Genomic DNA, 21,502 nt, shown 5'->3' on the forward strand with positions numbered 1-21,502 from the left:
TTGCCTTCGTGCTTCACGCGTCGCCCCTGTGCGGGGCGGCACCTACTTTTCTTTGCCGCCGCAAAGAAAAGTAGGCAAAAGAAAGCGGCTAACACCGCCAACATTTCTTCTTGCCTGAGGGCCCCCGAAGGTTCTTACGCTTCACGCGGCAATCACGTGACCCATGTTCGTTGCCAGCGCTCTTGCGCGGCGCCTCACCCGCTTCATATGTCCGCATTACAACACGCCTTGCCAGGTAGTCCACCGCCGCCCAGGTGGCAAACTGTGTGTAGGCCCCTTGTGCTCCACACGCATCACTTCGGACCGATAGCGCAGGCGCCCCACCCTGTAAGAGCGCAACCCTATAAGTCGCGACAACCTACACACAGTTTGCCACCTTGGCGGCACATACCGTTCGCTGCCGTGAGCACTAGTACGGGTGTTTGAAGTGGGTGAGGCGCTCATTCAGAGCGTTGGCAACGAACGCGAACAGAAACGCCGTCGTGTGAAGCGCAAGACCCGTTGGGGGCCCTCAGGCAAGAACTAGAATTGGCGGGGTTAGCCGCTTTCTTTTGCCTACTTTTCTTTGCGGCGGCAAAGAAAAGTAGGTGCCGCCCCGCACAGGGGCAACGCGTGAAGCACGCTAACAAAGCGCGGATGCCAGCGCAAAGCAAAGCGGACCACCCAGCGTCGCAGACAGAAAACCTATCACACAACACTCTTAGACTGCTTCACAATCGTCAACGCCGCGGCGATCATCGACCCCATATCCGCCATATTCCCTGGCACGATCAACGTATTCCCCGCCTTCGCGAGATTCGCAAACGCACCCACATACTGCTCAGCAACTTTAAGATTCACAGCCTCCATCCCACCCGTAGACTGAATCGCCGCCGCGATCTTTTGGATTGCCTGAGAATTAGCCTCAGCAACAGCCAGAATCGCCGCCGCCTGGCCTTGCGCCTGGTTAATCGCCGCCTGCCGCTCGCCTTCGGACTTCTGAATCGCCGCCTCGCGGCCCCCAGACGCGATATTGATCTGCTCCTGCTTGCGCCCTTCCGATGCCGCGATCAGCGCGCGCTTCTCACGCTCCGCGGTAATCTGCGCCTGCATCGCGTGGAGAATCTCCTTAGGCGGCGTCAAATCCTTGATCTCATAGCGCAGCACCTTGACGCCCCAGTTCGACGCAGCTTCGTCGAGCGCCGACACGATCGAATGATTGATGAAGTCGCGCTCCTCGAACGTTTTATCGAGCTCGAGCTTGCCGATCACCGAACGCAAGGTCGTCTGCGACAACTGCGTAATAGCAAACACGAAGTTGCTCGAACCATACGACGCCTTCATCGGATCGGTCACCTGAAAGTACAGCACCCCGTCCACCTGTAACTGCGTGTTGTCGCGCGTGATGCAGACCTGACTCGGCACATCGAGCGGAATTTCCTTGAGCATGTGCTTGTAAGCAATCCGGTCGATGAACGGCAGCACGAAGTTCAGACCCGGCGTCAGCGTCGCGTGATAGCGCCCGAGGCGCTCCATCACCCATGCGTGCTGTTGCGGCACGATCTTGATCGTCTGCCCAGCGACCACGATCACGACAATCAACAACACCAGCCCAACGATGCTCGATGATTCCATTCCTGCACCCCCATCTATTTTTGAGTTGTTGTCCGCGTTCGAATGCACCTACGCTGTATCTGACGGCTCAAGCCTTCGCCGCCGCACGCCTGCTCGCGACAACGACAAGACAGCTGCCCCGCAGCGCGGTGATTTCATAGAGATTGGCGTCTTCCGGCTCGCCGGGCGCGAGTTCGACTTCCCATGACGCACCGCGATAACTGGTCCGCGCGTGTCCGTCGTGCCACGCGGGCACGGTCAGCGTCGAGCCGATATCGAGGTTCACGTCGGGATTGCGCGCGGCTTCGGCGCGCGTTTTCGTTTTACGTCCGAAGCGCGACTTGCGCAGCAAGAGCACCGCGGCAAGCGCGACGACAGCCGCGATGCCGAGCTGCAGCGGCAGATCAGCCCCTGCGAGACGCGCCAACGCCGCTGCAATAAAGCCGAGCGCCACCATCAGCAGATAGAACGTGCCGTGCATCAGTTCGAGCACGATCAGCACGCCTGCGCCGATCCACCAGAACAGTCCACTTTGGAACACTTGCGCCTCCACAAAGCAAAACACCCCGGATCTACCGGGGTGTTTATAGCATGAAGCGTCCAGCTTTTATCGTTCGTAGCAGCACGTTTCAAGTACCGCCACAAATCGATGCGTAATGCTTATTTAGCCGTCACCTTCGCCAGCGCCTGCCACGTTTCGATGATCGTGTCCGGGTTCAGCGAGATCGACGCGATGCCTTCCTTCGTCAGCCACTCGGCGAAGTCCGGGTGATCCGACGGACCCTGGCCGCAAATACCGACGTACTTGTCCAGACGCAGGCACGTTTCGATCGCGCGCTTCAGCAGGAACTTGATGGCGGGATCGCGTTCGTCGAAGTCCGCTGCCAGCAGCTCCATGCCGGAGTCGCGGTCGAGGCCGAGCGTCAACTGCGTCAGATCGTTCGAACCGATCGAGAAGCCGTCGAAGTACTGCAAGAACTCTTCGGCGAGAATCGCGTTCGACGGAATCTCGCACATCATGATCAGCCGCAGGCCGTTCTCGCCGCGCTTCAGACCGTACTTCGCGAGCAGTCCAACCACGCGCTCTGCCTGCTTCAGCGTCCGCACGAACGGCACCATGATCTCGACATTGTCGAGGCCCATTTCTTCACGCACGCGCTTGAGCGCGATGCACTCCATTTCGAACGCCTGCGCGAAGTCTTCGGAGATGTAACGCGATGCGCCGCGGAAGCCCAGCATCGGGTTTTCCTCGTCCGGCTCATAGCGCGAACCGCCGATCAGCTTCTTGTACTCGTTCGACTTGAAGTCCGACAGACGTACGATCACGGGCTTCGGATAAAACGCAGCACCGATCGTCGCGATGCCTTCCGTCAGCTTGTCGACATAGAACGCACGCGGCGATGCATGACCACGCGCGACGCTTTCGACAGCCTTCTTCAGGTCCTGATCGATGTTCGGGTACTCGAGAATCGCTTTCGGGTGAACGCCGATGTTGTTGTTGATGATGAACTCGAGGCGCGCGAGACCGACGCCCTTGTTCGGCAGCTGCGCGAAGTCGAACGCGAGCTGCGGATTGCCGACGTTCATCATGATCTTGACGGGAATTTCAGGCAGTTCGCCGCGCTGGATTTCCGTCACTTCCGTTTCGAGCAAACCGTCGTAGATCTTGCCTTCATCGCCTTCCGCGCACGATACCGTCACGAGCGCGCCTTCCTTCAGCACGTCGGACGCGTCGCCGCAACCCACGACGGCGGGCACACCCAGTTCACGCGCGATGATTGCCGCGTGGCAGGTACGGCCACCACGGTTCGTGACGATCGCGGCGGCGCGCTTCATCACGGGTTCCCAGTTCGGGTCGGTCATGTCCGCGACCAGCACGTCGCCCGGCTGCACGCGCTCCATTTCCGACGGATCGTGAATCACGCGCACGGGGCCCGCGCCGATCTTCTGGCCGATCGCGCGGCCCGTTGCCAGCACCTGCGACTGACCCTTCAGCTTGAAGCGCTGCTCGGCCTTGTTGCCGCCCTGGCTCTTCACCGTTTCCGGGCGCGCCTGCAGGATGAAAATCTTGCCGTCGCGGCCGTCCTTGCCCCACTCGATGTCCATCGGACGCTGGTAGTGCTTTTCGATGATGACGGCGTACTTCGCCAGCTCGATCACGTCTTCGTCGGTGATCGAGAAGCGGTTGCGCTGCTCGTGCGGCACGTCGACGGTCTTCACGCGGCCTTCTTCACCCGCCTTCGTGAATTCCATCTTGATGAGCTTCGAGCCGATCGAGCGGCGGATGATCGGGTATTTGTTCTGCGCGAGCGTGGTCTTGAAGACGTAGAACTCGTCCGGATTCACCGCGCCTTGCACGACGGTTTCACCGAGGCCATAGCTCGACGTGATGAAGACTGCGTCCTTGAAGCCCGATTCCGTGTCGAGCGTGAACATCACGCCCGCTGCGCCGACGTCCGAGCGCACCATGCGCTGCACACCCGCCGACAACGCGACTTCAGCATGCGTGAAGCCCTTGTGGACGCGATAGGAGATGGCGCGGTCGTTGTAGAGCGACGCAAACACGTGCTTCATGCGATCGAGCACGTCTTCGACGCCGACCACGTTCAGGTAGCTTTCCTGCTGACCGGCGAACGATGCGTCCGGCAGGTCTTCCGCCGTGGCCGACGAGCGGACCGCGAACGACAGTTCTTCAGGCGAGCTCTTTTGCAGCGTGTCGAAGCCTGCGCGGATTTCCTGTTCGAGACGCGCCTGCAGCGGGGCGTCGACGATCCATTGACGGATCTCCTTGCCCGCAGCGGCGAGTGCCTTCACGTCGTCGACGTCGAGCGTCTCGAGACGTTGGGCGATGCGTTCGGTCAGGTTGTTGTGATGCAGAAAGTCGCGGAATGCGAGCGCCGTCGTGGCGAAACCCGTCGGCACGCGCACGCCAGCTTCGGCGAGCTGACTGATCATCTCGCCGAGCGAAGCATTCTTGCCGCCGACGATTTCCACGTCGGTCATTCGCAACTGCTCGAATGGAACTACATACGCCTGATCCTTAGCAACGTTAACTGCGTTAGTCATACAAGCCCCTAAGTGGAAAAAAATGCTCGATTGCGCAAGTGGGCTCGAACACGAGGCGCTCATTGGGAGCGTTGACTCGTGCCTTGCGCAACCTGTTGGAGAAACAATCGCAGAAGGCTTCATGCCCGGCACGAAGCCCGACGAAGCGGAGGATTGAACGAACTTGCAGCGTTGCCGTGCAACTTACGAACAAATCACGACGCAATCAAAGAGCGATAACAGATAGTTACACGCGATTTGGCTGCAATTGCTTATCCAACAGGTTGCCGCTATTCTACCGTGCCGACTCTCAAAATGTGACAGTCGGACGATAAATGCGCCCCGAACGGCGCGCGCGGCTTGCCGCCGGGGTTTGCGTGACCGCCCGCGGCTTTATCCAGGCCGCGCGTGGGCCTTTTTGCCCGTTCGGGCGCACGCTGCGCCGCGTGTCGTATCGTGCTGCGCCGCTGCCGTTTTCCGGCCAGCCACCGGGCGGCGCGCGCCACGCGGCAATGTCTGATTCGAGCGGATTTTGACGCTCATGTTCCCTGCCCACTGATGCCGCCAACCGTATTCATCGTCTCCGACGGTACCGGGATCACTGCCGAAACCTTCGCGCATTCGATCCTCTCCCAGTTCGACCAGAAGTTCCGTCTGGTCCGCGTGCCCTTCGTCGATTCGACGGAAAAAGCCTACGCCACGCTCGAAAAGATCAACGAAGCCGCTCAGCACGAAGGCCGCCGCCCGATCGTCTTCACGACGCTCGTCAATAGCGCGTCGAACCAGATCGTGAAGGATTCGAACGCGCTCGTGCTGGACATGTTCCAGACCTTCGTCGAGCCGCTCGAACAGGAACTGGAGCTGAAGTCGAGCCACGCGATGGGCCGCGGCCACCAGAACGCCGACACCGAGGAGTACAAGAACCGGATCGAGGCGATCAACTTCTCGCTCGCGCACGACGACGGCCAGTCCAATCGCAATCTGGAAGAAGCCGACGTGATCCTCGTCGGCGTGTCGCGCAGCGGCAAGACGCCAACCAGCCTGTATCTGGCGATGCAGTACGGCGTGAAAGCGGCAAACTATCCGCTGATTCCCGAAGACTTCGAGCGCGGCAAGCTACCGACGCCGCTGCTCGCGCATCGTACGAAGATGTTCGGTTTATCCATCGATCCGCAGCGGCTTTCGGAAATCCGCAACGAGCGGCGTCCCGGCAGCAAGTACGCGGCGCTCGAAAACTGCCGCTACGAGATCAACGAAGCCGAGACGATGATGCGGCGCGAAGGGGTCAAGTGGCTCTCGTCGACGCACAAGTCGATCGAGGAAATCGCGACGACGATCCTGCAGGAAATCAAGCTGGACCGGTCGTCGTATTGATGGCGATGCGGTGAATTCAGCCGGCAGCGCGTTGCTGCCGGCACTGCTCGAAAAGACACACGGCGGCGGCCGCCGCGACATTGAGCGACTCCATCCCGCCCGGCTGCGGAATCGTCACGCGGTACGTGACCGCATCACGCCACGCCTGCGACACACCCGCCCCTTCATTGCCGAACACCCAGGCGACAGGCCCCTTGAGATCCGTGTCGTAGATCGCTTCAGCCCCGTGAGAGTCCGTAATCGCGATAGGCACATCAAGCGTTTCGATCAGCGTCTGCGGATCGACATCCTCGTGAATCTGCAGCAGAAAATGTGCGCCCATCCCTGAGCGCAGCACCTTCGACGACCACGCGTAAGCGGTGCCCGGCGCACAGAACACGTGACCGATGCCCGCTGCCGCCGCGCTGCGCAGAATCGAGCCGACATTGCCCGCATCCTGCACGCCGTCGAGCACGACGCAGCCCTGCGTCACGCGCTCAGGCAACGGCAGATCGAGCTTCTCGACGAGCAGCAACAGGCCGACGCCGTTGACGACATTCGACAGTTGTCCAAACAGCGCGTCGGGCAGCGTGACGATGCGCCGTTCCTCGATCCGCGCGACGATCGCCTGCGCTTCATCGTGGCGCAGCGCGCCTTCCGTGACGACACACATTTCCGGCTGACCCGCGACGTCGAGATAGGCGCTCGCGAGGTGAAACCCTTCGAGCAGCGCATGGCCGCTCTTGCGCTGTTGATGCGTCGAGCCGGCCAATGCCTTCAGACGCTTGTAGAGCGGATTGTCCCGCGAGGTGATGGCTTTCACAGGCAGCACGAAAAGAATAACGGTGAAAAGAAAAGCGCCCGCGGGCGCTTGATCGTGATTTGCGTGACGTCAGAACGGCGCGCTGTCGTCGGCGAGGAATGCATCGTCGGCGGCTGCGGGCGGCACGACTATCACGCCTTTCGGCAAACCGATGCCTGTGCCGAGCCGCAGATGCGCCTCCCGCACGGGGGCAAACGAGCGTCGATGATGCTCGCACGGACCATGCTCGCGCAACGCCGTCAGATGCTGCGGCGTGCCGTAGCCGGCGTGCGCATCGAAGCCATATACCGGGAACATCTGATGCAGTTCGAGCAGCATCCGGTCGCGCGTGACTTTCGCGAGAATCGACGCGGCCGAAATGCACGGCACCAGCGCGTCGCCGCTGATGATCGCCTCGCTACGAATGCTCAGCGTCGGACAACGATTGCCGTCGATCTTCGCCAGCGTCGGCGTGACCTTCAGGCCTTCGACCGCGCGCTTCATCGCGAGCATGGTTGCGTGCAGAATGTTCAGCGCATCGATTTCCTCGACGGAAGCCGACGCGACGCAATACGCGAGCGAACGCTCGATGATCTTCTCGTAGAGTTCGTCGCGCTTTTTTGCCGTCAGCGCCTTTGAATCGTCGAGGCCGCGAATGCGCGGCTTCGACGGATCGAGAATCACGGCGGCGGCCACCACTGGCCCGGCCAGCGGACCGCGCCCTGCTTCGTCGACACCGCAAATGATGTCTTCCGGCGACGAAAAATCGAGGCCGCCCTGGTCCGCTTTCTTCGCCGATGCCTTGCGGCGCGACGCAGCCACGGCGGTCGCGCGGGTCACGGACGCCCCCGGCGCGCTTCAATGACGGCGACGACCGCTTCCGCAGCCCGCTGCGCGGTGTTCTGCTTGAGCACGTGATGCATCTCGGTGAAGATTTCCGTCAGCGTGCGCCGGTTTGCGTCGTCGCGCAACTGGGTCAACGTGGCGTCCGCCAATGCTTCCGGCGTCGCGAAGTGCTGGAGGATTTCGGGCACGACGAAACGCCCCGCCAGAATATTCGGCAAGCCGACGTACGGCAGATAGCCCTGCCGACGCATGATCTGTCCCGTCAGCCAAGGCACCTTGTACGAGATCACCATCGGCTTTTTCAGCAGCGCCGCTTCCAGCGTGACCGTGCCGCTTTTCACGAGAATCGCGTCGGCGGCCGTCATCGCGACTTGCGCGTTGCCGTCCGTCAGCGTCAGCGGCAGCTTCGGATGCGCTTCGACGAGCGGCTTGAGCAGTTCGCGCAGCGCCGGCGTTGCAGCCGGCATCACGAAACGCACGCCCGGCTCGCGCTGCAACATCAGTTCCATTGCGTCGAAGAACGTCGGGCCGATCAGCGAGATTTCCGAACGCCGGCTGCCCGGCAGCACCGCGATCACCGGGCCGCTTTCGGGCAGGCCGAGCACGCGGCGCGCGCCTGCCGTGTCCGGTTCGAGCGGAATCTCGTCAGCGAGCGGGTGCCCGACGTAGGTCGCCTTCACGCCCGATTTCTCGAGCAGCGCCTTTTCGAACGGGAACACGCACAGCATGTGATCGACGGCCTTGACGATCTTCTTGATGCGGCCGCCACGCCACGCCCAGATCGACGGACAGACGAAGTGAATGGTCGGAATGCCCGCGTCGCGCAGCGGATGCTCGAGGCCGAAGTTGAAGTCGGGCGCATCGACGCCGATAAAGGCGGACGGCGGCTCGGCCAGCAACTGGCGCTTCAGCTCGTTGCGAATGCCGAGAATTTCGGGAATGTGCTTCAGCGCTTCGACGTAGCCGCGCACCGACAGCTTTTCCATCGGAAAATGCGCGTCGAAGCCCTTCGCGATCATGCGCGGGCCGCCAATACCGAAGTACTGCGTGTTGTCAGGCAGACGGGCAGCGAGCCCGTCCAGCAACGAAGCCGCCAGCAGATCGCCCGACGGCTCGCCGGCCACCATTGCGAGCCGTAGCGGACTGGTAGGCAACGGCATCGGTTAGCGGATGATGCCGCGCTGCGACTGCTCGACGAACTCGACGAGCGCGCGCACCGGCTCGTCGCCGTCGCCGCCCGCCGTTGCGAGCTCGCGCAACTGCACTTTCGCCTCTTCGAGCGACAGGCCGTTCTTGTACAGCAGACGGTAGGCCGAGCGCAGCGCCGAGATCGCATCCGGCGAAAAGCCGCGACGACGCAGCCCTTCGACGTTGATGCCGTGCGGCTCCGCCTTGTTGCCCGCCGCGATGACGAACGGCGGAATGTCCTGCACGAGCGCCGAGGCGCCACCGAGCATGGAATGTGCGCCGATCCGCACGAACTGATGTACGCCCGACATGCCGCCGACGATCGCGTGATCGCCGATGATCACGTGGCCCGCCATCTGTGCGTTGCTCGACAGGATCACGTTGCTGCCGATCTGGCAGTCGTGGCCGATATGCACGTAGGCCATGATCCAGTTGTCGTCGCCGAGCGTCGTGACGCCCTTGTCCTGCACGGTGCCCGTGTGGATCGTGGTGAACTCGCGGATCGTGTTGCGATTGCCGATCACGAGCTGCGTCGGCTCGTCCCGGTACTTCATGTCCTGCGGACGCCCGCCGACCGATGCGTAATGACCGATCCGGTTGTCTTCGCCGATCGTCGTGTGGCCTTCGATCACGCTGTGCGAACCGACGGTCGTGCGTGCGCCGATCGTGACGTGCGCGCCGACAACGGCGTACGGTCCGATTTCGACCGATTCGTCGAGCTGCGCGCCCGACTCGATGATCGCAGTAGGATGAATCCTGCTCATGCGCCCTCGCTAGTATTTCCGCGTATCAGTTACATGGCGCCGATGACGCTGCGGCGTCATCCGACGCGTTGAAGCGGTCACGATGCAACCCGTTTTGTGACCGCTCAAGGTTTCGATGGTTCTGCCTCGCGCATTACCGGACACACCGTTCACGGCTGCCCGGCCGCTGGCATTACTCGCTGTCCGTCTGGCGCACCGCGCACATCAGGTCGGCTTCGGCAGCCACCTGGCCGTCCACTTCCGCGCGCGCCTTGAACTTCCAGATGCCGCGCATATGGCGCTCGAACGTGACGTTCAGGATCAACTGGTCGCCCGGCTCCACGACCCGCTTGAAGCGCGCATTGTCGATGCCGACGAACAGGTACAGCGTGTTGTTCGGATCGTGCGGCTCTTCCGCGAAGGTCAGGAGCGCTGCCGTCTGCGCGAGCGCTTCCAGAATCAGCACGCCAGGCATAACCGGGCGCTTCGGGAAGTGACCCATGAAGTACGGTTCGTTGATCGACACATTCTTCAGCGCTTTGATGCTCTTGTGCGGCTCGAGTTCGAGCACCCGATCGACCAGCAGGATCGGATAGCGGTGCGGCAGCAGCGTGAGAATCTTGTGAATGTCGAGATTGATTTTTTCGGTGCTCATGGTGTTTCTGCTCACGCAAGGGTTGCGCGACGATGACTTCGAATGCTGGGTGCAAGGGCATGGATGATGACGACGCGCCCTGCCGCCCGTTCCTGTTCCGGCTGCGCGCGATCCGGGGGCCGCGCGCGCCGGCGTTTCCTTCCGGTCGTGCCTATGGTGCCCGAGATGCTTACGCCTTGTCTCCGGAGGCGCTGGCGACTGCGGCTTCGAGCGCCTTGATGCGGTCGCGCAACTTGTCGAGGTTGCGCACCAACGCGGCACTCTTGTTCCAGTCGGCATGGTCGACGGCCGGGAACGCGCTCGTGTACATGCCGGGCTTCAGAAGCGACTTCGATACACCCGACTGTGCGGTGACGATCACGTAGTCGGCCAGCGTGACGTGGCCGGCAATGCCGACCGCGCCGCCGATCATGCAGTGACGGCCGATCGTCGTGCTGCCCGCGATGCCCGCACAGCCGGCGATTACCGTGTAGGCGCCGATCTTGCAGTTGTGGGCGATCTGCACGAGGTTGTCGATCTTCACGCATTCTTCGATGACAGTATCGGCCATCGCGCCGCGATCGATCGTGGTATTTGCACCGATTTCGACGTCCGGTCCGATCGACACGCCGCCAACCTGCGGAATCTTGACCCAGCTGCCCGTGCGCGCATCGCCTTCACCGACGAAGTCCGGCGCGAATCCGAAGCCGTCCGAGCCGATTACGGCGCCCGCGTGAATGATTGCGCGCTCGCCGATCTTGCAGCCGTGATACACGGCGACGTTCGGATACAAATGCGAGCCCGCGGCGATCTGCGTGCCGCGCCCGACGAACACGTTCGCGTCGAGCCGCACGTTTTCGCCGATCGAAACGCCCGCTTCGACCGTCACGTTCGGGCCGATCACGGCGCTCGCCGCGATCTGCGCGGACGGGTCGATGATTGCAGACGGATGCACGCCGGGCTTCGCCTTCGGCGAGGCCATGTCGATGAAGGCCTGCGCGAGGCGCGCGAAGTAAGCGTAGGGATTCGGCGTGACGATGAAATTACGACCGTCGCGCGACGTGACCTTGTCCAGATCCGCCGCGTTGATCAGCACCGCGCCCGCGCGCGTCGTCTCGACTTGCGCCAGATACTTCGGGTTGGCGAGAAACGCCAGTTGATCGGGGCCAGCCTGATCGAGCGGCGCCAGATTGCCGACGCGGTGCGCGCGATCGCCGACGATCTCTCCGCCGAATTGCTGGACGATCTCCTCGAGCGTGAATGCCATGCGTGTACTGCTCCTGCTGTTCATTTGCCTAACTTGCGCGCTTTTCGCGGATCTCGCGCGCGCCGGAAGGTGTGCGCCGGACGGCTGGCGTGGGCGCCGTCCGGCCCGGCTTCAGTTGCCCGATTTCAATTGCCCGATGCGGCCAACGCTTTCAACACCTGGTCGGTGATGTCGATACGCGGGCTGACGTAGACCGCTTCCTGCACGATCAGATCGTAGTGTTGCTGCTCGGCGATCTGCTTGATGACCTTGTTCGCGCGGTCGAGCACAGCCGCCAGTTCTTCATTGCGGCGCTGGTTCAGGTCTTCACGGAATTCGCGCTGCTTGCGCTGGAAATCCGTGTCGAGCTGCGACAGATCGCGCTGTTTCTGCGCGCGATCGGCCGGCGCCAGCGACGCGCCGTTCTTGTCGAGCGAGTCGGACAGCGACTTCAGACGCTGCGCCATGTCCTGCAGGTCCTTGTCGCGCTTCGCGAACTCCGCTTCGAGCTTGGTCTGCGCCGCTTTCGCCGCCGCCGACTCACGCAGGATGCGATCCGAATTCACCGCGGCGATTCGCGCTTCCTGCGCCAGCGCGGCGTTCGCCGCGCCCACGCCGAGCGTCATGGCAAGCGCCATTGCACACGCCACACGTTTCGAAAACATACCAGTTAGCAAAGTCATCCTCTCGATGCTGTAAGGGGTTCCAGTTCCGGCGCGCGCGATCAGAACGCTGTACCGATCTGGAACTGGAACTTCTGATACTGGTCGCCCGTATGTTTCTGGACCGGGAAGCCCAGCGACAGCTTGAGCGGCCCGATCGGCGAAATCCACGCAAGACCGACACCGTAACCGTAACGCAAGCCGTTCGAACCGACCGTCGTGTCGCCGCCCTGACGCGAATCGCCCCAGACGTTACCGGCGTCGAGGAAGGTGAACACACGCAGCGTGCGGTCATAGCCCGTACCCGGCAGCGGGAACGTGAGTTCGACGTTGGTGACGAACATCTTGTTGCCGCCGATCGGGTCGTTCGTGACCTTGTCGCGCGGACCCAGCGAGCTCGGTTCATAGCCACGCACCGAACCGATACCGCCCGCGTAGTAGTTCTTGAAGATCGGGTACGCGTTGCCGATGCCGTTGCCGTAACCGCCCTGCACGTTGAAGCCGAGCACGAAGCCGCGCGAGAACGAGTAATAGTACTGCGCCTGCAAGTCGGCTTTGTAGTACTCGGTGCCGCCAATCGGCGTGCCGTATTCGGCGTTGGCCTGCGTGAAGTAGCCGCGGCTCGGCACCAGCGCGCTGTCACGCGCGTCGCGAGACCAGCCGACCGTCAGCGGCACGTTGTTCGACACGCGGCCGAAGTCCTGCACATAGTTCTTGTAGGCCTGCGGCGTGTTCGCGTCGACGTCGAGCGTGTTTTGCTCGAAGCCCGCGCCGAAGTACACCGTGTCCACTTCCGAGAACGGAATGCCGAACTTCAGGTCGCCACCCATCGTGACGATACGGAAGCTCGAATCCGTCGAGTAGTACAGCGGCTCGTACGTGCGGTAGTAGACGTCGGTGATGCGCTTGATGCCGTCGACCGTGAAATACGGGTCGACCTGCGTCACCGTCAACGTACGGTATGTCTTCGCGGTGTTCACGTTCACCGAAAGGCTCGTGCCCGAACCGAACACGTTGTCCTGCGACACGCCCGCCGACAGCACCACCTTGTCCGTCGAAGAAAAGCCCGCGCCCAGCGTGATCGCGCCCGTCGGCTTTTCGGCGACCTTCACGTCGACGTCCACCTGGTCCGGCGTGCCTTCGACGGGAATCGTCGTGACGTCCACGTCCGTGAAGTAGCCGAGACGGTTGATACGATCCTTCGACAGCGCGAGGCGGTTCGAATCGAACCACGAGCTTTCGAGCTGGCGCATTTCACGGCGCACGACTTCGTCGCGCGTACGCGTGTTGCCCACCACGTTGATACGGCGCACGTACACGCGGCGGCTCGGATCGACCTGCAGCGTCAGGTCGACCTTGTGATGTTCCTGATCGATCTGCGGCAGCGCGTTGACGGTCGCGAATGCGTAGCCGTATTCGCCGAGCTTGTCGACGATGGCCTTCGTCGTAGCCTGCAGCTTTTCGGCCGAGAACTTGTCGCCCGGTTTGATCTTGATCAGTTTGTTCAGCTCGGCTTCGCGGTCGAGCAGATTGCCCGCGAGCTTGATGCTGTTGATCGTGTACGGCTCGCCTTCGTGCAGCGTCACCGTCAGATACATGTCCTTCTTGTCGGGCGTGATCGACACCTGGGTCGACTCGATGTTGAACTCGAGATAGCCGCGATTCAGGTAGTACGAGCGAACGTTCTCGAGGTCGCCCGTAAGCTTTTCTTTCGAATACAGGTCGTTCTTCGTGTACCACGAGAACCAGTTCGGCGTGGACAGCTGCATTTCGTCGCGCAGCGTGCCCGTGCTGAACGACTTGTTGCCGATGAAGTTGATCTGGCGGATCTTCGCGCTCGGACCTTCGATCACGGCGAACAGGACCGCAACACGGTTGCGATCGATCGGCGTGATCGTAGTCGTGACTTCAGCTGCGTAGAAACCGCGCGTCAGATACTGGCGCTTCAATTCCTGTTCGGCCTTGTCGACGAGCGCCTTGTCGTAATAGCGCCCCTGGGAAAGGCCGACGGCGCGCAGCGCCTTGATCAGGTTGTCCTTCTCGAACTCGTGCAGGCCGGAGAAGTCGATCGTGCCGATGGCGGGACGCTCGAGCACCTGGACCACCACGACGTCGCCTTCCGTGGCGATCTTCACGTCGTTGAAGAAACCCGTTGCGTACAGCGCGCGAATGGCTTCGGAAGCCTTTTCGTCGGTAAACGTATCGCCTTGCTTGATGGGAAGATAGGAGAACACCGTGCCGGGTTCTACCCGTTGCAGCCCTTCGATCCGAATGTCTTTCACCACAAAAGGTGTCGTCGCGTGAGCTACCAGCCCATGCGCGGCGATTGCCGCGGCTACAACCGTCTTTGGAACAAAGCGATGAGGTTTAAACAACGTGCTTCCCCAGTGTGTATAGCTGCATCAGGTCAGGCGGGCGCCATCGTACGCCGCCAGACACTTTAAAAATGGATTAAACGAGCAAGATCGTTGAACAGCGCGATCGCCGACAAGGCGACGATACAAGCCAGTCCCGCTCTTTGAAGAACGAGCTGCCAGCGATCGGATACAGCTTTGCCGGTAACAGCTTCAACCAGATAATATAACAGATGCCCCCCGTCCAATACCGGTATTGGTAAAAGGTTGAGCACGCCGAGGCTTATGCTGACAAGCGCGAGGAACGAAAGGAATGCTGACGGACCGAGTCTCGCGCTCTTGCCTGCATAGTCCGCGATGGTCACGGGACCAGACAGATTCTTCAACGACGCTTCGCCGACGATCATCCGTCCGAACATCCGAACCGAGTACACAGCAAGGTCCCACGTGCGATGCGCGCCAAGGCGCACGCTGTCGACAGGACCATAGCGGACGTCGATGGACGGCACCTGCGTTGCGAGTTCTGCGCCGATACGGCCGATGGGTTGCCCCGTCGTTTCGTCGCGCTGCGCGCCCGGCACGATGGTTAGATTCTGTAATGCACCCGCTTGCTGATTCTTCGCGCCGCGCTCGATTTGCAGCACGATCGGCTTGCCCGCGTGCGACTTGATGTAGTTGATGAAGGTGGTCGCGTTGTCAGCGGGATGACCGTCGACGGCGCGAATCCGGTCACCCGCCAGCAGTCCCGCCTGCAAGGCCGCGCTGCCCGGCTGCACACCCGCCACCGACAGCGTCCCGCCACCCGGTTCGAAACCGAGGCGTGACATGAAGTCGTCATCGACTTCCTTGTCGGAAAGATTTTGCAAGTCGAGCGGGAAGTCGAATGTGCCGTGCGTATCCTTCGCGGTCAGCACGACGCGCTTGTGATCGAACGCGGCGCCAAGCAGCTTCCAGCGCAGATCGGACCACGAGCGCACGGGTTCCGATTCGCCCGCATTCGCATCGCGCACGGCAACCACCGTCTCGCCGCCGTCGAAGCCCGCGCGCGCGGCGGCCGTCTCGACAGCGGGCGCCGCGACGATCGCCGCGGGCTCGGTAACGCCCGTCGCGAACACGGCTGCGAACAGCACGATGGCAAGAATGAAGTTGGCGATCGGGCCCGCCGCCACGATCGCGATGCGCTTTCCTACCGATTGACGGTTGAACGCGCGCGGCAGGTCTTCGGGCGCAATGGGCGCGCCCTCTTCGCGCTCGTCGAGCATCTTGACGTAGCCGCCGAGCGGCAGCGCCGCGATGGTCCACTCGGTTCCCGTCTTCTTGCTGACCCAGCGCGCGAGCGGCTTGCCGAAGCCAATCGAAAAACGCAACACCTTGACGCCGCACAGGCGAGCGATGCTGTAGTGGCCATACTCATGGACGACCACCAGTACGCCAATCGCGACTGCGAAGGCGACCAGTTCGATCAGCAGGTTCATAAACGCCTCACTGGACGGCGCGTTCCGTAAGGCGAGCGCCCGCCGGCAGACCGTCGATGAAAGCGTGGGCGGCGCGGCGCGCAGCGGCGTCGGCGTCGACCACGTCGGCGAGGCTCGACGCCTCGCGGTTGGGCAATGCGTTCAGCACGGCATCGACGACCTGGGCGATCGCCATGAAGCCAATGCGGCGCGTCAAGAATGCTTCGACGGCGATCTCGTTCGCCGCGTTCAGCGCGGCGCTCGCGACGCCGCCTTCAGCCAGCGCCTTCATCGCCAGCGCGAGGCACGGGAAGCGCGTGTAATCAGGCTTCTCGAACGACAGCTGCGCGATCTGCGCGAGATCGAGTTGCGCGACGCCGGAATCGACCCGATCGGGGAACGCCAGCGCGTGCGCGATGGGCGTGCGCATGTCCGGGTTGCCCAGTTGCGCGAGCACCGAACCATCCACGTACGACACCAGCGAGTGGATCACGCTCTGCGGATGAATCAGCACGTCGATGCGATCGCCGGGCAGATTGAAGAGCCAATGTGCCTCGATCACTTCGAGGCCTTTGTTCATCATCGTCGCGGAATCGACGGAAATCTTGCGGCCCATCACCCAGTTCGGATGCTTGCACGCTTCTTCCGGCGTGATGTCGACGAGACTGGACGGTTCGCGCGTGCGGAACGGGCCGCCCGACGCCGTCAGGATGATCTTCGACACGCCGCCATGCAGCGCCGACTCGCGCGGCAGGCACTGGAAAATCGCGTTGTGCTCGCTGTCGACGGGCAACAGGATCGCGCCGTTGTCGCGCACTGCGTCCATGAAGATCGCGCCCGACATTACGAGCGCTTCCTTGTTGGCGAGCAGGATGCGTTTGCCCGCGCGCGCCGCCGCGAGGCTCGGCTCGAGGCCCGCCGCGCCGACGATCGCCGCGACGACGGTGTCGCAGCCGTCGCTCTTCGACACGTCGACCAATGCCTGCGGACCGTAAGTCACCTCGGTCTTGCAACCCGCTGCGCGCAATTTCGCGGCCACACTCGCAGCCGTATCGGCATCGCCGACCACGGCTACTTCGGGCTTGAAACGCAGGCATTGCTCGACGAGCTTGTCACCGTTGCGGTGTGCCGTCAGTGCGTACACCGAGAAGCGCTCAGGATGACGCCCGACGACGTCGAGCGTGCTGTCTCCGATCGAGCCCGTAGAACCGAGCAAACTAATTCGTTTTTGCATATCTCTTTCTCTAGCCGATGGCTACGACAACACGAGCATCGCAAGCGGCAGCACCGGCAACAAAGCATCGATGCGGTCGAGCACGCCGCCGTGACCCGGCAGCAGATTGCTCGAATCCTTCACGCCAGCCTGGCGCTTGAGCATCGATTCGAACAGATCGCCCACCACGCTGAACACGACCAGCAAGGTCAGCGTGGCAAACGCACGAGCGGTGCCCAGATGGTCGAGCAGCGCGGAAAACAGGGTCGGCGCGAAGGCATGCGTGATGACAGCCAGCGCCGCGACGATCATCACGGCCAACCACCCGCCGATCGCGCCTTCCCAGGTCTTGCCGGGGCTGATCGACGGCGCGAGTTTGTGCTTTCCAAACGCCTTACCCGCGAAGTATGCGCCGATATCGGCCAACCAGACCACCAGCAGCAGGGAAAGCACGAACGGCACGCCCGCCATCCGCGCCGCGACGAGCGCATGCCAGCAGGCTGCGAACACGACCACGCCCGCCAGCAGCAGGAACGGCCGCCATGCGCCTTGCGCGAGCGTCGGCTTGCGCAGCAGCACGAACGGGCCGGCGAATATCCAGAAGATTGACGACGCCTCGAAGAGCGGGCGCGGCGCCGTGACGCCCGTGCCGAGCTTCGTGCTGGCGACCAGCGCCAGCGCGGCGACGATCGCGTAGATCACGGGACCGGCGCCCGGCAGCTTCAGAAGCCGCGCCCATTCCCACGCGGCGAACACGACGACGAACGCGATCAGCGCGCCAAAGCCGCCGATCGGCGCCCAAAGCGTGACAGGCAAAAGGATAGCCAGCAGGACGATCGCCGTGATGACACGGGTTTTTAGCATGGAAGCGAATCGACGTTTTGCGATTGCGGCTCGAGCTGCGCGCTCGTGCGTCCGAAGCGGCGCTCGCGCCCCGTGTATGAACCGATGGCGCGGCCGAGCGCGTCGGCGTCGAAATCCGGCCAGTAGGTGTCGGTGAAATAGAACTCGGTGTACGCGAGCTGCCACAGCAGGAAGTTGCTGATGCGCTGCTCGCCGCCCGTGCGGATGAACAGGTCCGGCTCGGGCGCGTAGGCCATCGCAAGATGCTCGGCGAAGGCATCTTCGTTGACCTCGACGGGACGGCCCGCCGCCACCGATTGCTCGACCAGCTTGCGCGTGGCCTGCATGATGTCCCAGCGGCCGCCATAGTTCGCGGCGATGGTGAGCGTGAGGCGCGTGTTGCGCGCCGTCTTGGTTTCGGCGCGGTTGATCAGATCCTGGATCTTCTTGTCGAACATCGACAGATCGCCAACTACGCGCAGGCGGATGCCGTTCGCGTGCAGCTTGCCGATCTCGCGCTCGAGCGCGGTCACGAACAGGCGCATCAGGAACGACACTTCGTCGGTCGGACGGCGCCAGTTTTCCGAACTGAATGCGAACAGCGTCAGATATTCGACGCCCTGGCGCGCGCACGCCTCGACGGCTGCGCGCACGGCGTCGACGCCGCGCGTATGGCCCGCCACGCGCGGCAGACGGCGTTGCGTCGCCCAACGGCCATTGCCGTCCATGATGATCGCGATATGACGCGGTACGGCTGAGACGTCAGGGACGCGAACGGTTGAGCTTGTATAGGTCATGGCCGTCGGGTAAAGCTGCAAAGAAAGAAACGGTGATCAGTGAAAGTCTTGAGGTCTGGTGTGCGCCAGACCGTCAAACCGTCATGATCTCGCCTTCCTTGGTCTGTACCAGCTTGTCGATTTCGGCCACGAACTTGTCCGTCAGCTTCTGGATGTCGTCGCTACCGCGACGCTCGTCGTCTTCCGAAATTTCCTTGTCCTTCACGAGCTTCTTCAGCGCCTCGTTCGCGTCGCGGCGGAGATTACGCACGGCCACCTTGGCCGTTTCGCCTTCGCTCTTGACGACCTTCGTCAGTTCGCGGCGGCGCTCTTCCGTCAGCGCGGGCATCGGTACGCGGATCACGTCGCCTTGCGACGCCGGGTTCAGACCCAGATCCGATTCGCGGATCGCCTTTTCGACGACCGTGATCATCTTCTTTTCCCACGGTTGCACGCCGATCGTGCGCGCGTCGATCAGCGTCAGGTTCGCGACCTGCGAGATCGGCACGGGCGAGCCGTAGTAGTCAACCTGAATGTGATCGAGCAGGCCCGTGTGAGCACGGCCCGTGCGGATCTTCGACAGATCGTTCTTGAACGCGTCGATCGAGCGCTGCATCTTTTGCTCAGCGCTTTTCCTGGTGTCAGCCAAAGACATGATTAAACCTCCGAACCATCAAAACGATGCGGGCCCATAAGCGCGCGAGGCGCAGCCTGAGCCCGCGTTCAAGCCCACAGACGTGAAAGAGAGTTTACACGTGGACGAGGGTGCCTTCGTCTTCGCCCTGCACGATGCGCTTGAGCGCGCCCGGCTTGACGATCGAAAACACGCGAATCGGCAGCTTCTGGTCGCGGCACAGCGCGAAAGCCGTCGCGTCCATCACCTGCAGATTGCGGCCGATCGCCTCGTCGAAACTGATCGTCGTATAGCGCGTGGCCGACGGGTCTTTCTTCGGGTCAGCCGAGTAGACGCCGTCCACCTTGGTCGCCTTCAGCACCACTTCGGCGCCCACTTCCGAGCCGCGCAGCGCAGCAGCGGTATCTGTCGTGAAGAACGGGTTGCCCGTGCCGGCCGCGAAGATCACGACCTTGCCCTCTTCCAGCTGACGGATCGCGCGCGGACGGATGTAAGGCTCGACCACCTGGTCCATGCGCAACGCCGACTGCACGCGCGCCTCGATGCCGGCGTGACGCATTGCGTCCTGCAGCGCCAGCGCGTTCATCATCGTGGCCAGCATGCCCATGTAGTCAGCCGTTGCACGGTCCATGCCCGCTGCGCCGCCCGCCACGCCACGAAAGATATTGCCGCCACCGATCACCACCGCCAGTTGCGTGCCGAGCCGTACCACCTCGGCCATGTCCGCCACCATTCTTTCGATCGTCGCGCGATTGATGCCGAATGCATCGTCGCCCATCAGGGCTTCGCCAGAGAGTTTGAGGAGGACGCGTTTATAGGCAGTGGGCATAGAGATATCCGGGTCGCGCTGAGCAGGGCAAAAAGCCGCCAAACAACAAGAAACTAACTGTAGGGGTGAAATAGGGGTTCGGGCAAGCGCCGCCAAATTGACCTGCCTCGACGACTGATCGGGGCCTGCCGACAGGTGGCTGCGGCACGGCTTTCGCGCGCGCAGCCCGGTGGCGCTGCCGACCGCGGCGAAGTCCAGCTCCGCCGCGGGTGAAACAGTACTGCGTGAAACTTAAATAACGCTTATTGCTGCTTTGCAGCAGCGACTTGCGCAGCGACTTCGGCCGCGAAGTCGTCCTGACGCTTCTCGATGCCCTCGCCGACCACGAACAGCGCGAACTTCTGCACGCTCGAGTTCGCTGCCTTCAGCATCTGCTCGATCGTCTGCTTGTCGTTCTTCACGAACGGCTGGTTCAGCAGCGACACTTCCTTCAGGTACTTCTGCACCGAGCCGTCGACCATCTTCGCGACGATCTCAGCCGGCTTGCCGGATTCAGCAGCCTTCTGTTCGGCGATGCTGCGTTCCTTGGCGATGAGGTCAGCGGGAACTTCGTCCGACGACAGCGAGACCGGCTTCATTGCCGCGATGTGCATCGCGACGTCCTTGCCGACCTGCTCGTCCGCGCCCGTGTACTCGACCAGCACGCCGATACGCGTGCCGTGCAGGTACGCGGCCAGCTTGTTCGACGTTTCGAAGCGTGCGAAACGGCGGATCGACAGGTTTTCACCGATCTTGCCGACCAGCGCCGAGCGCACTGCGTCGACCGTCGAGCCTTCCAGCGGCAGCGCCGACAGTGCAGCGACGTCAGCCGGGTTTTGCTTGACGATGAGTTCGGCGACCTGCTTCGTGAAGCCGATGAAGTCGTCGTTCTTCGAAACGAAGTCGGTTTCGCAGTTCAGTTCGACGATCGCGCCAACGCCGCCTTCGATGAACGAAGCGATCACGCCTTCAGCCGTGACGCGCGACGCTGCCTTGCTTGCCTTGTTGCCGAGCTTCACGCGCAGCAGTTCTTCCGCACGCGCCATGTCGCCGTCGGCTTCCGTCAGCGCCTTCTTGCATTCCATCATCGGCGCATCGGTCTTCGCGCGCAGTTCTGCCACCATGCTTGCGGTAATTGCCGCCATCATTCGCTCCTTGAGTCTGTCTGTCACACGCCGCCCGCATTCGATGCCGGCGACAGGATTTCGTTTCCTGCGCAGCGCACTTTTTTCGGGCGCTGCCGCGTGCCCGTTGCGGCACGCTCATTCAGATCGTCGCGACTTAAAAAAAGGGGGCCTATAGAGAGCC

General features: G+C 62.4%; 19 protein-coding genes. 1 reads left to right on the top strand and 18 read right to left on the bottom strand.

Annotation, left to right across the window (positions count from 1 at the left end; translation table 11 throughout):
• Positions 1 to 687 precede the first annotated feature (687 nt).
• The 3 genes from BLT65_RS00690 to ppsA form a co-directional block, all read right to left on the bottom strand.
• Complete coding sequence (locus tag BLT65_RS00690) at positions 688 to 1,614, bottom strand: SPFH domain-containing protein (RefSeq protein ID WP_042307245.1); 927 nt, start codon at positions 1,612 to 1,614, stop codon at positions 688 to 690.
• A 67-nt stretch (positions 1,615 to 1,681) separates the two neighbouring features.
• Positions 1,682 to 2,134: an NfeD family protein gene (locus BLT65_RS00695; protein WP_091774064.1), complete on the bottom strand. Its 453-nt coding sequence runs from the start codon at positions 2,132 to 2,134 to the stop codon at positions 1,682 to 1,684.
• A 119-nt stretch (positions 2,135 to 2,253) separates the two neighbouring features.
• Positions 2,254 to 4,659, bottom strand: coding sequence for a phosphoenolpyruvate synthase (gene ppsA / locus BLT65_RS00700; protein ID WP_042307244.1), 2,406 nt, complete (start codon positions 4,657 to 4,659; stop codon positions 2,254 to 2,256).
• A gap of 537 nt (positions 4,660 to 5,196) precedes the next feature.
• Between ppsA and ppsR the strand changes: the two genes are divergently transcribed.
• Complete coding sequence (ppsR, locus tag BLT65_RS00710; RefSeq protein ID WP_042307243.1) at positions 5,197 to 6,012, top strand: posphoenolpyruvate synthetase regulatory kinase/phosphorylase PpsR; 816 nt, start codon at positions 5,197 to 5,199, stop codon at positions 6,010 to 6,012.
• A gap of 16 nt (positions 6,013 to 6,028) precedes the next feature.
• Here ppsR and BLT65_RS00715 read toward each other — a convergent pair whose 3' ends face one another.
• From BLT65_RS00715 to tsf, 15 genes are all read right to left on the bottom strand, one after another.
• Positions 6,029 to 6,814, bottom strand: a complete 786-nt coding sequence (locus BLT65_RS00715) for a TrmH family RNA methyltransferase (protein WP_091774839.1) — start codon at positions 6,812 to 6,814, stop codon at positions 6,029 to 6,031.
• 69 nt (positions 6,815 to 6,883) lie between these two features.
• Positions 6,884 to 7,633: a ribonuclease HII gene (gene rnhB / locus BLT65_RS00720; protein ID WP_131242619.1), complete on the bottom strand. Its 750-nt coding sequence runs from the start codon at positions 7,631 to 7,633 to the stop codon at positions 6,884 to 6,886.
• On the bottom strand, positions 7,630 to 8,799 hold the full coding sequence (gene lpxB, locus BLT65_RS00725) for a lipid-A-disaccharide synthase (RefSeq protein ID WP_091774068.1): 1,170 nt from the start codon (positions 8,797 to 8,799) through the stop codon (positions 7,630 to 7,632). The genes rnhB and lpxB overlap by 4 nt, the downstream gene beginning before the upstream one ends.
• A 3-nt stretch (positions 8,800 to 8,802) precedes the next feature.
• The gene (gene lpxA / locus BLT65_RS00730) at positions 8,803 to 9,591 is read right to left on the bottom strand and encodes an acyl-ACP--UDP-N-acetylglucosamine O-acyltransferase (RefSeq protein WP_042307240.1); all 789 of its coding nucleotides are present in this window, start codon (positions 9,589 to 9,591) and stop codon (positions 8,803 to 8,805) included.
• Positions 9,592 to 9,763: 172 nt separating this feature from the next.
• Complete coding sequence (fabZ, locus tag BLT65_RS00735; RefSeq protein ID WP_007585391.1) at positions 9,764 to 10,225, bottom strand: 3-hydroxyacyl-ACP dehydratase FabZ; 462 nt, start codon at positions 10,223 to 10,225, stop codon at positions 9,764 to 9,766.
• 169 nt (positions 10,226 to 10,394) lie between these two features.
• Positions 10,395 to 11,471, bottom strand: coding sequence for a UDP-3-O-(3-hydroxymyristoyl)glucosamine N-acyltransferase (gene lpxD / locus BLT65_RS00740; protein ID WP_091774070.1), 1,077 nt, complete (start codon positions 11,469 to 11,471; stop codon positions 10,395 to 10,397).
• Positions 11,472 to 11,596: 125 nt separating this feature from the next.
• Positions 11,597 to 12,088, bottom strand: a complete 492-nt coding sequence (locus BLT65_RS00745; RefSeq protein ID WP_007585396.1) for an OmpH/Skp family outer membrane protein — start codon at positions 12,086 to 12,088, stop codon at positions 11,597 to 11,599.
• A gap of 86 nt (positions 12,089 to 12,174) precedes the next feature.
• Entirely contained in the window at positions 12,175 to 14,487 is a 2,313-nt protein-coding gene (bamA, locus tag BLT65_RS00750; RefSeq protein ID WP_042307238.1) for an outer membrane protein assembly factor BamA, read from the bottom strand.
• A 65-nt stretch (positions 14,488 to 14,552) separates the two neighbouring features.
• On the bottom strand, positions 14,553 to 15,941 hold the full coding sequence (rseP, locus tag BLT65_RS00755) for an RIP metalloprotease RseP (RefSeq protein WP_042307237.1): 1,389 nt from the start codon (positions 15,939 to 15,941) through the stop codon (positions 14,553 to 14,555).
• A gap of 7 nt (positions 15,942 to 15,948) precedes the next feature.
• Complete coding sequence (locus BLT65_RS00760) at positions 15,949 to 17,154, bottom strand: 1-deoxy-D-xylulose-5-phosphate reductoisomerase (RefSeq protein WP_091774072.1); 1,206 nt, start codon at positions 17,152 to 17,154, stop codon at positions 15,949 to 15,951.
• A 21-nt stretch (positions 17,155 to 17,175) separates the two neighbouring features.
• A complete protein-coding gene (locus BLT65_RS00765) occupies positions 17,176 to 17,997 on the bottom strand; it encodes a phosphatidate cytidylyltransferase (RefSeq protein ID WP_007585403.1) in 822 nt (273 codons plus the stop codon).
• Positions 17,991 to 18,773, bottom strand: a complete 783-nt coding sequence (gene uppS, locus BLT65_RS00770; protein ID WP_091774074.1) for a polyprenyl diphosphate synthase — start codon at positions 18,771 to 18,773, stop codon at positions 17,991 to 17,993. Before uppS ends, BLT65_RS00765 begins: the two co-directional genes overlap by 7 nt.
• Before the next feature lie 73 nt (positions 18,774 to 18,846).
• Positions 18,847 to 19,407 carry a ribosome recycling factor gene (gene frr, locus BLT65_RS00775; RefSeq protein ID WP_007585407.1) on the bottom strand — a complete coding sequence of 187 codons (561 nt, stop codon included), beginning with the start codon at positions 19,405 to 19,407 and terminating at the stop codon, positions 18,847 to 18,849.
• A 94-nt stretch (positions 19,408 to 19,501) separates the two neighbouring features.
• Entirely contained in the window at positions 19,502 to 20,215 is a 714-nt protein-coding gene (gene pyrH / locus BLT65_RS00780; RefSeq protein WP_007585409.1) for a UMP kinase, read from the bottom strand.
• A 242-nt stretch (positions 20,216 to 20,457) separates the two neighbouring features.
• Positions 20,458 to 21,339: a translation elongation factor Ts gene (gene tsf / locus BLT65_RS00785; RefSeq protein ID WP_042307269.1), complete on the bottom strand. Its 882-nt coding sequence runs from the start codon at positions 21,337 to 21,339 to the stop codon at positions 20,458 to 20,460.
• Positions 21,340 to 21,502: the final 163 nt, after the last annotated feature.

The organism is Paraburkholderia steynii (genome assembly GCF_900100565.1).
In the GTDB taxonomy this organism is placed as follows: Bacteria; Pseudomonadota; Gammaproteobacteria; order Burkholderiales; family Burkholderiaceae; genus Paraburkholderia; species Paraburkholderia terrae.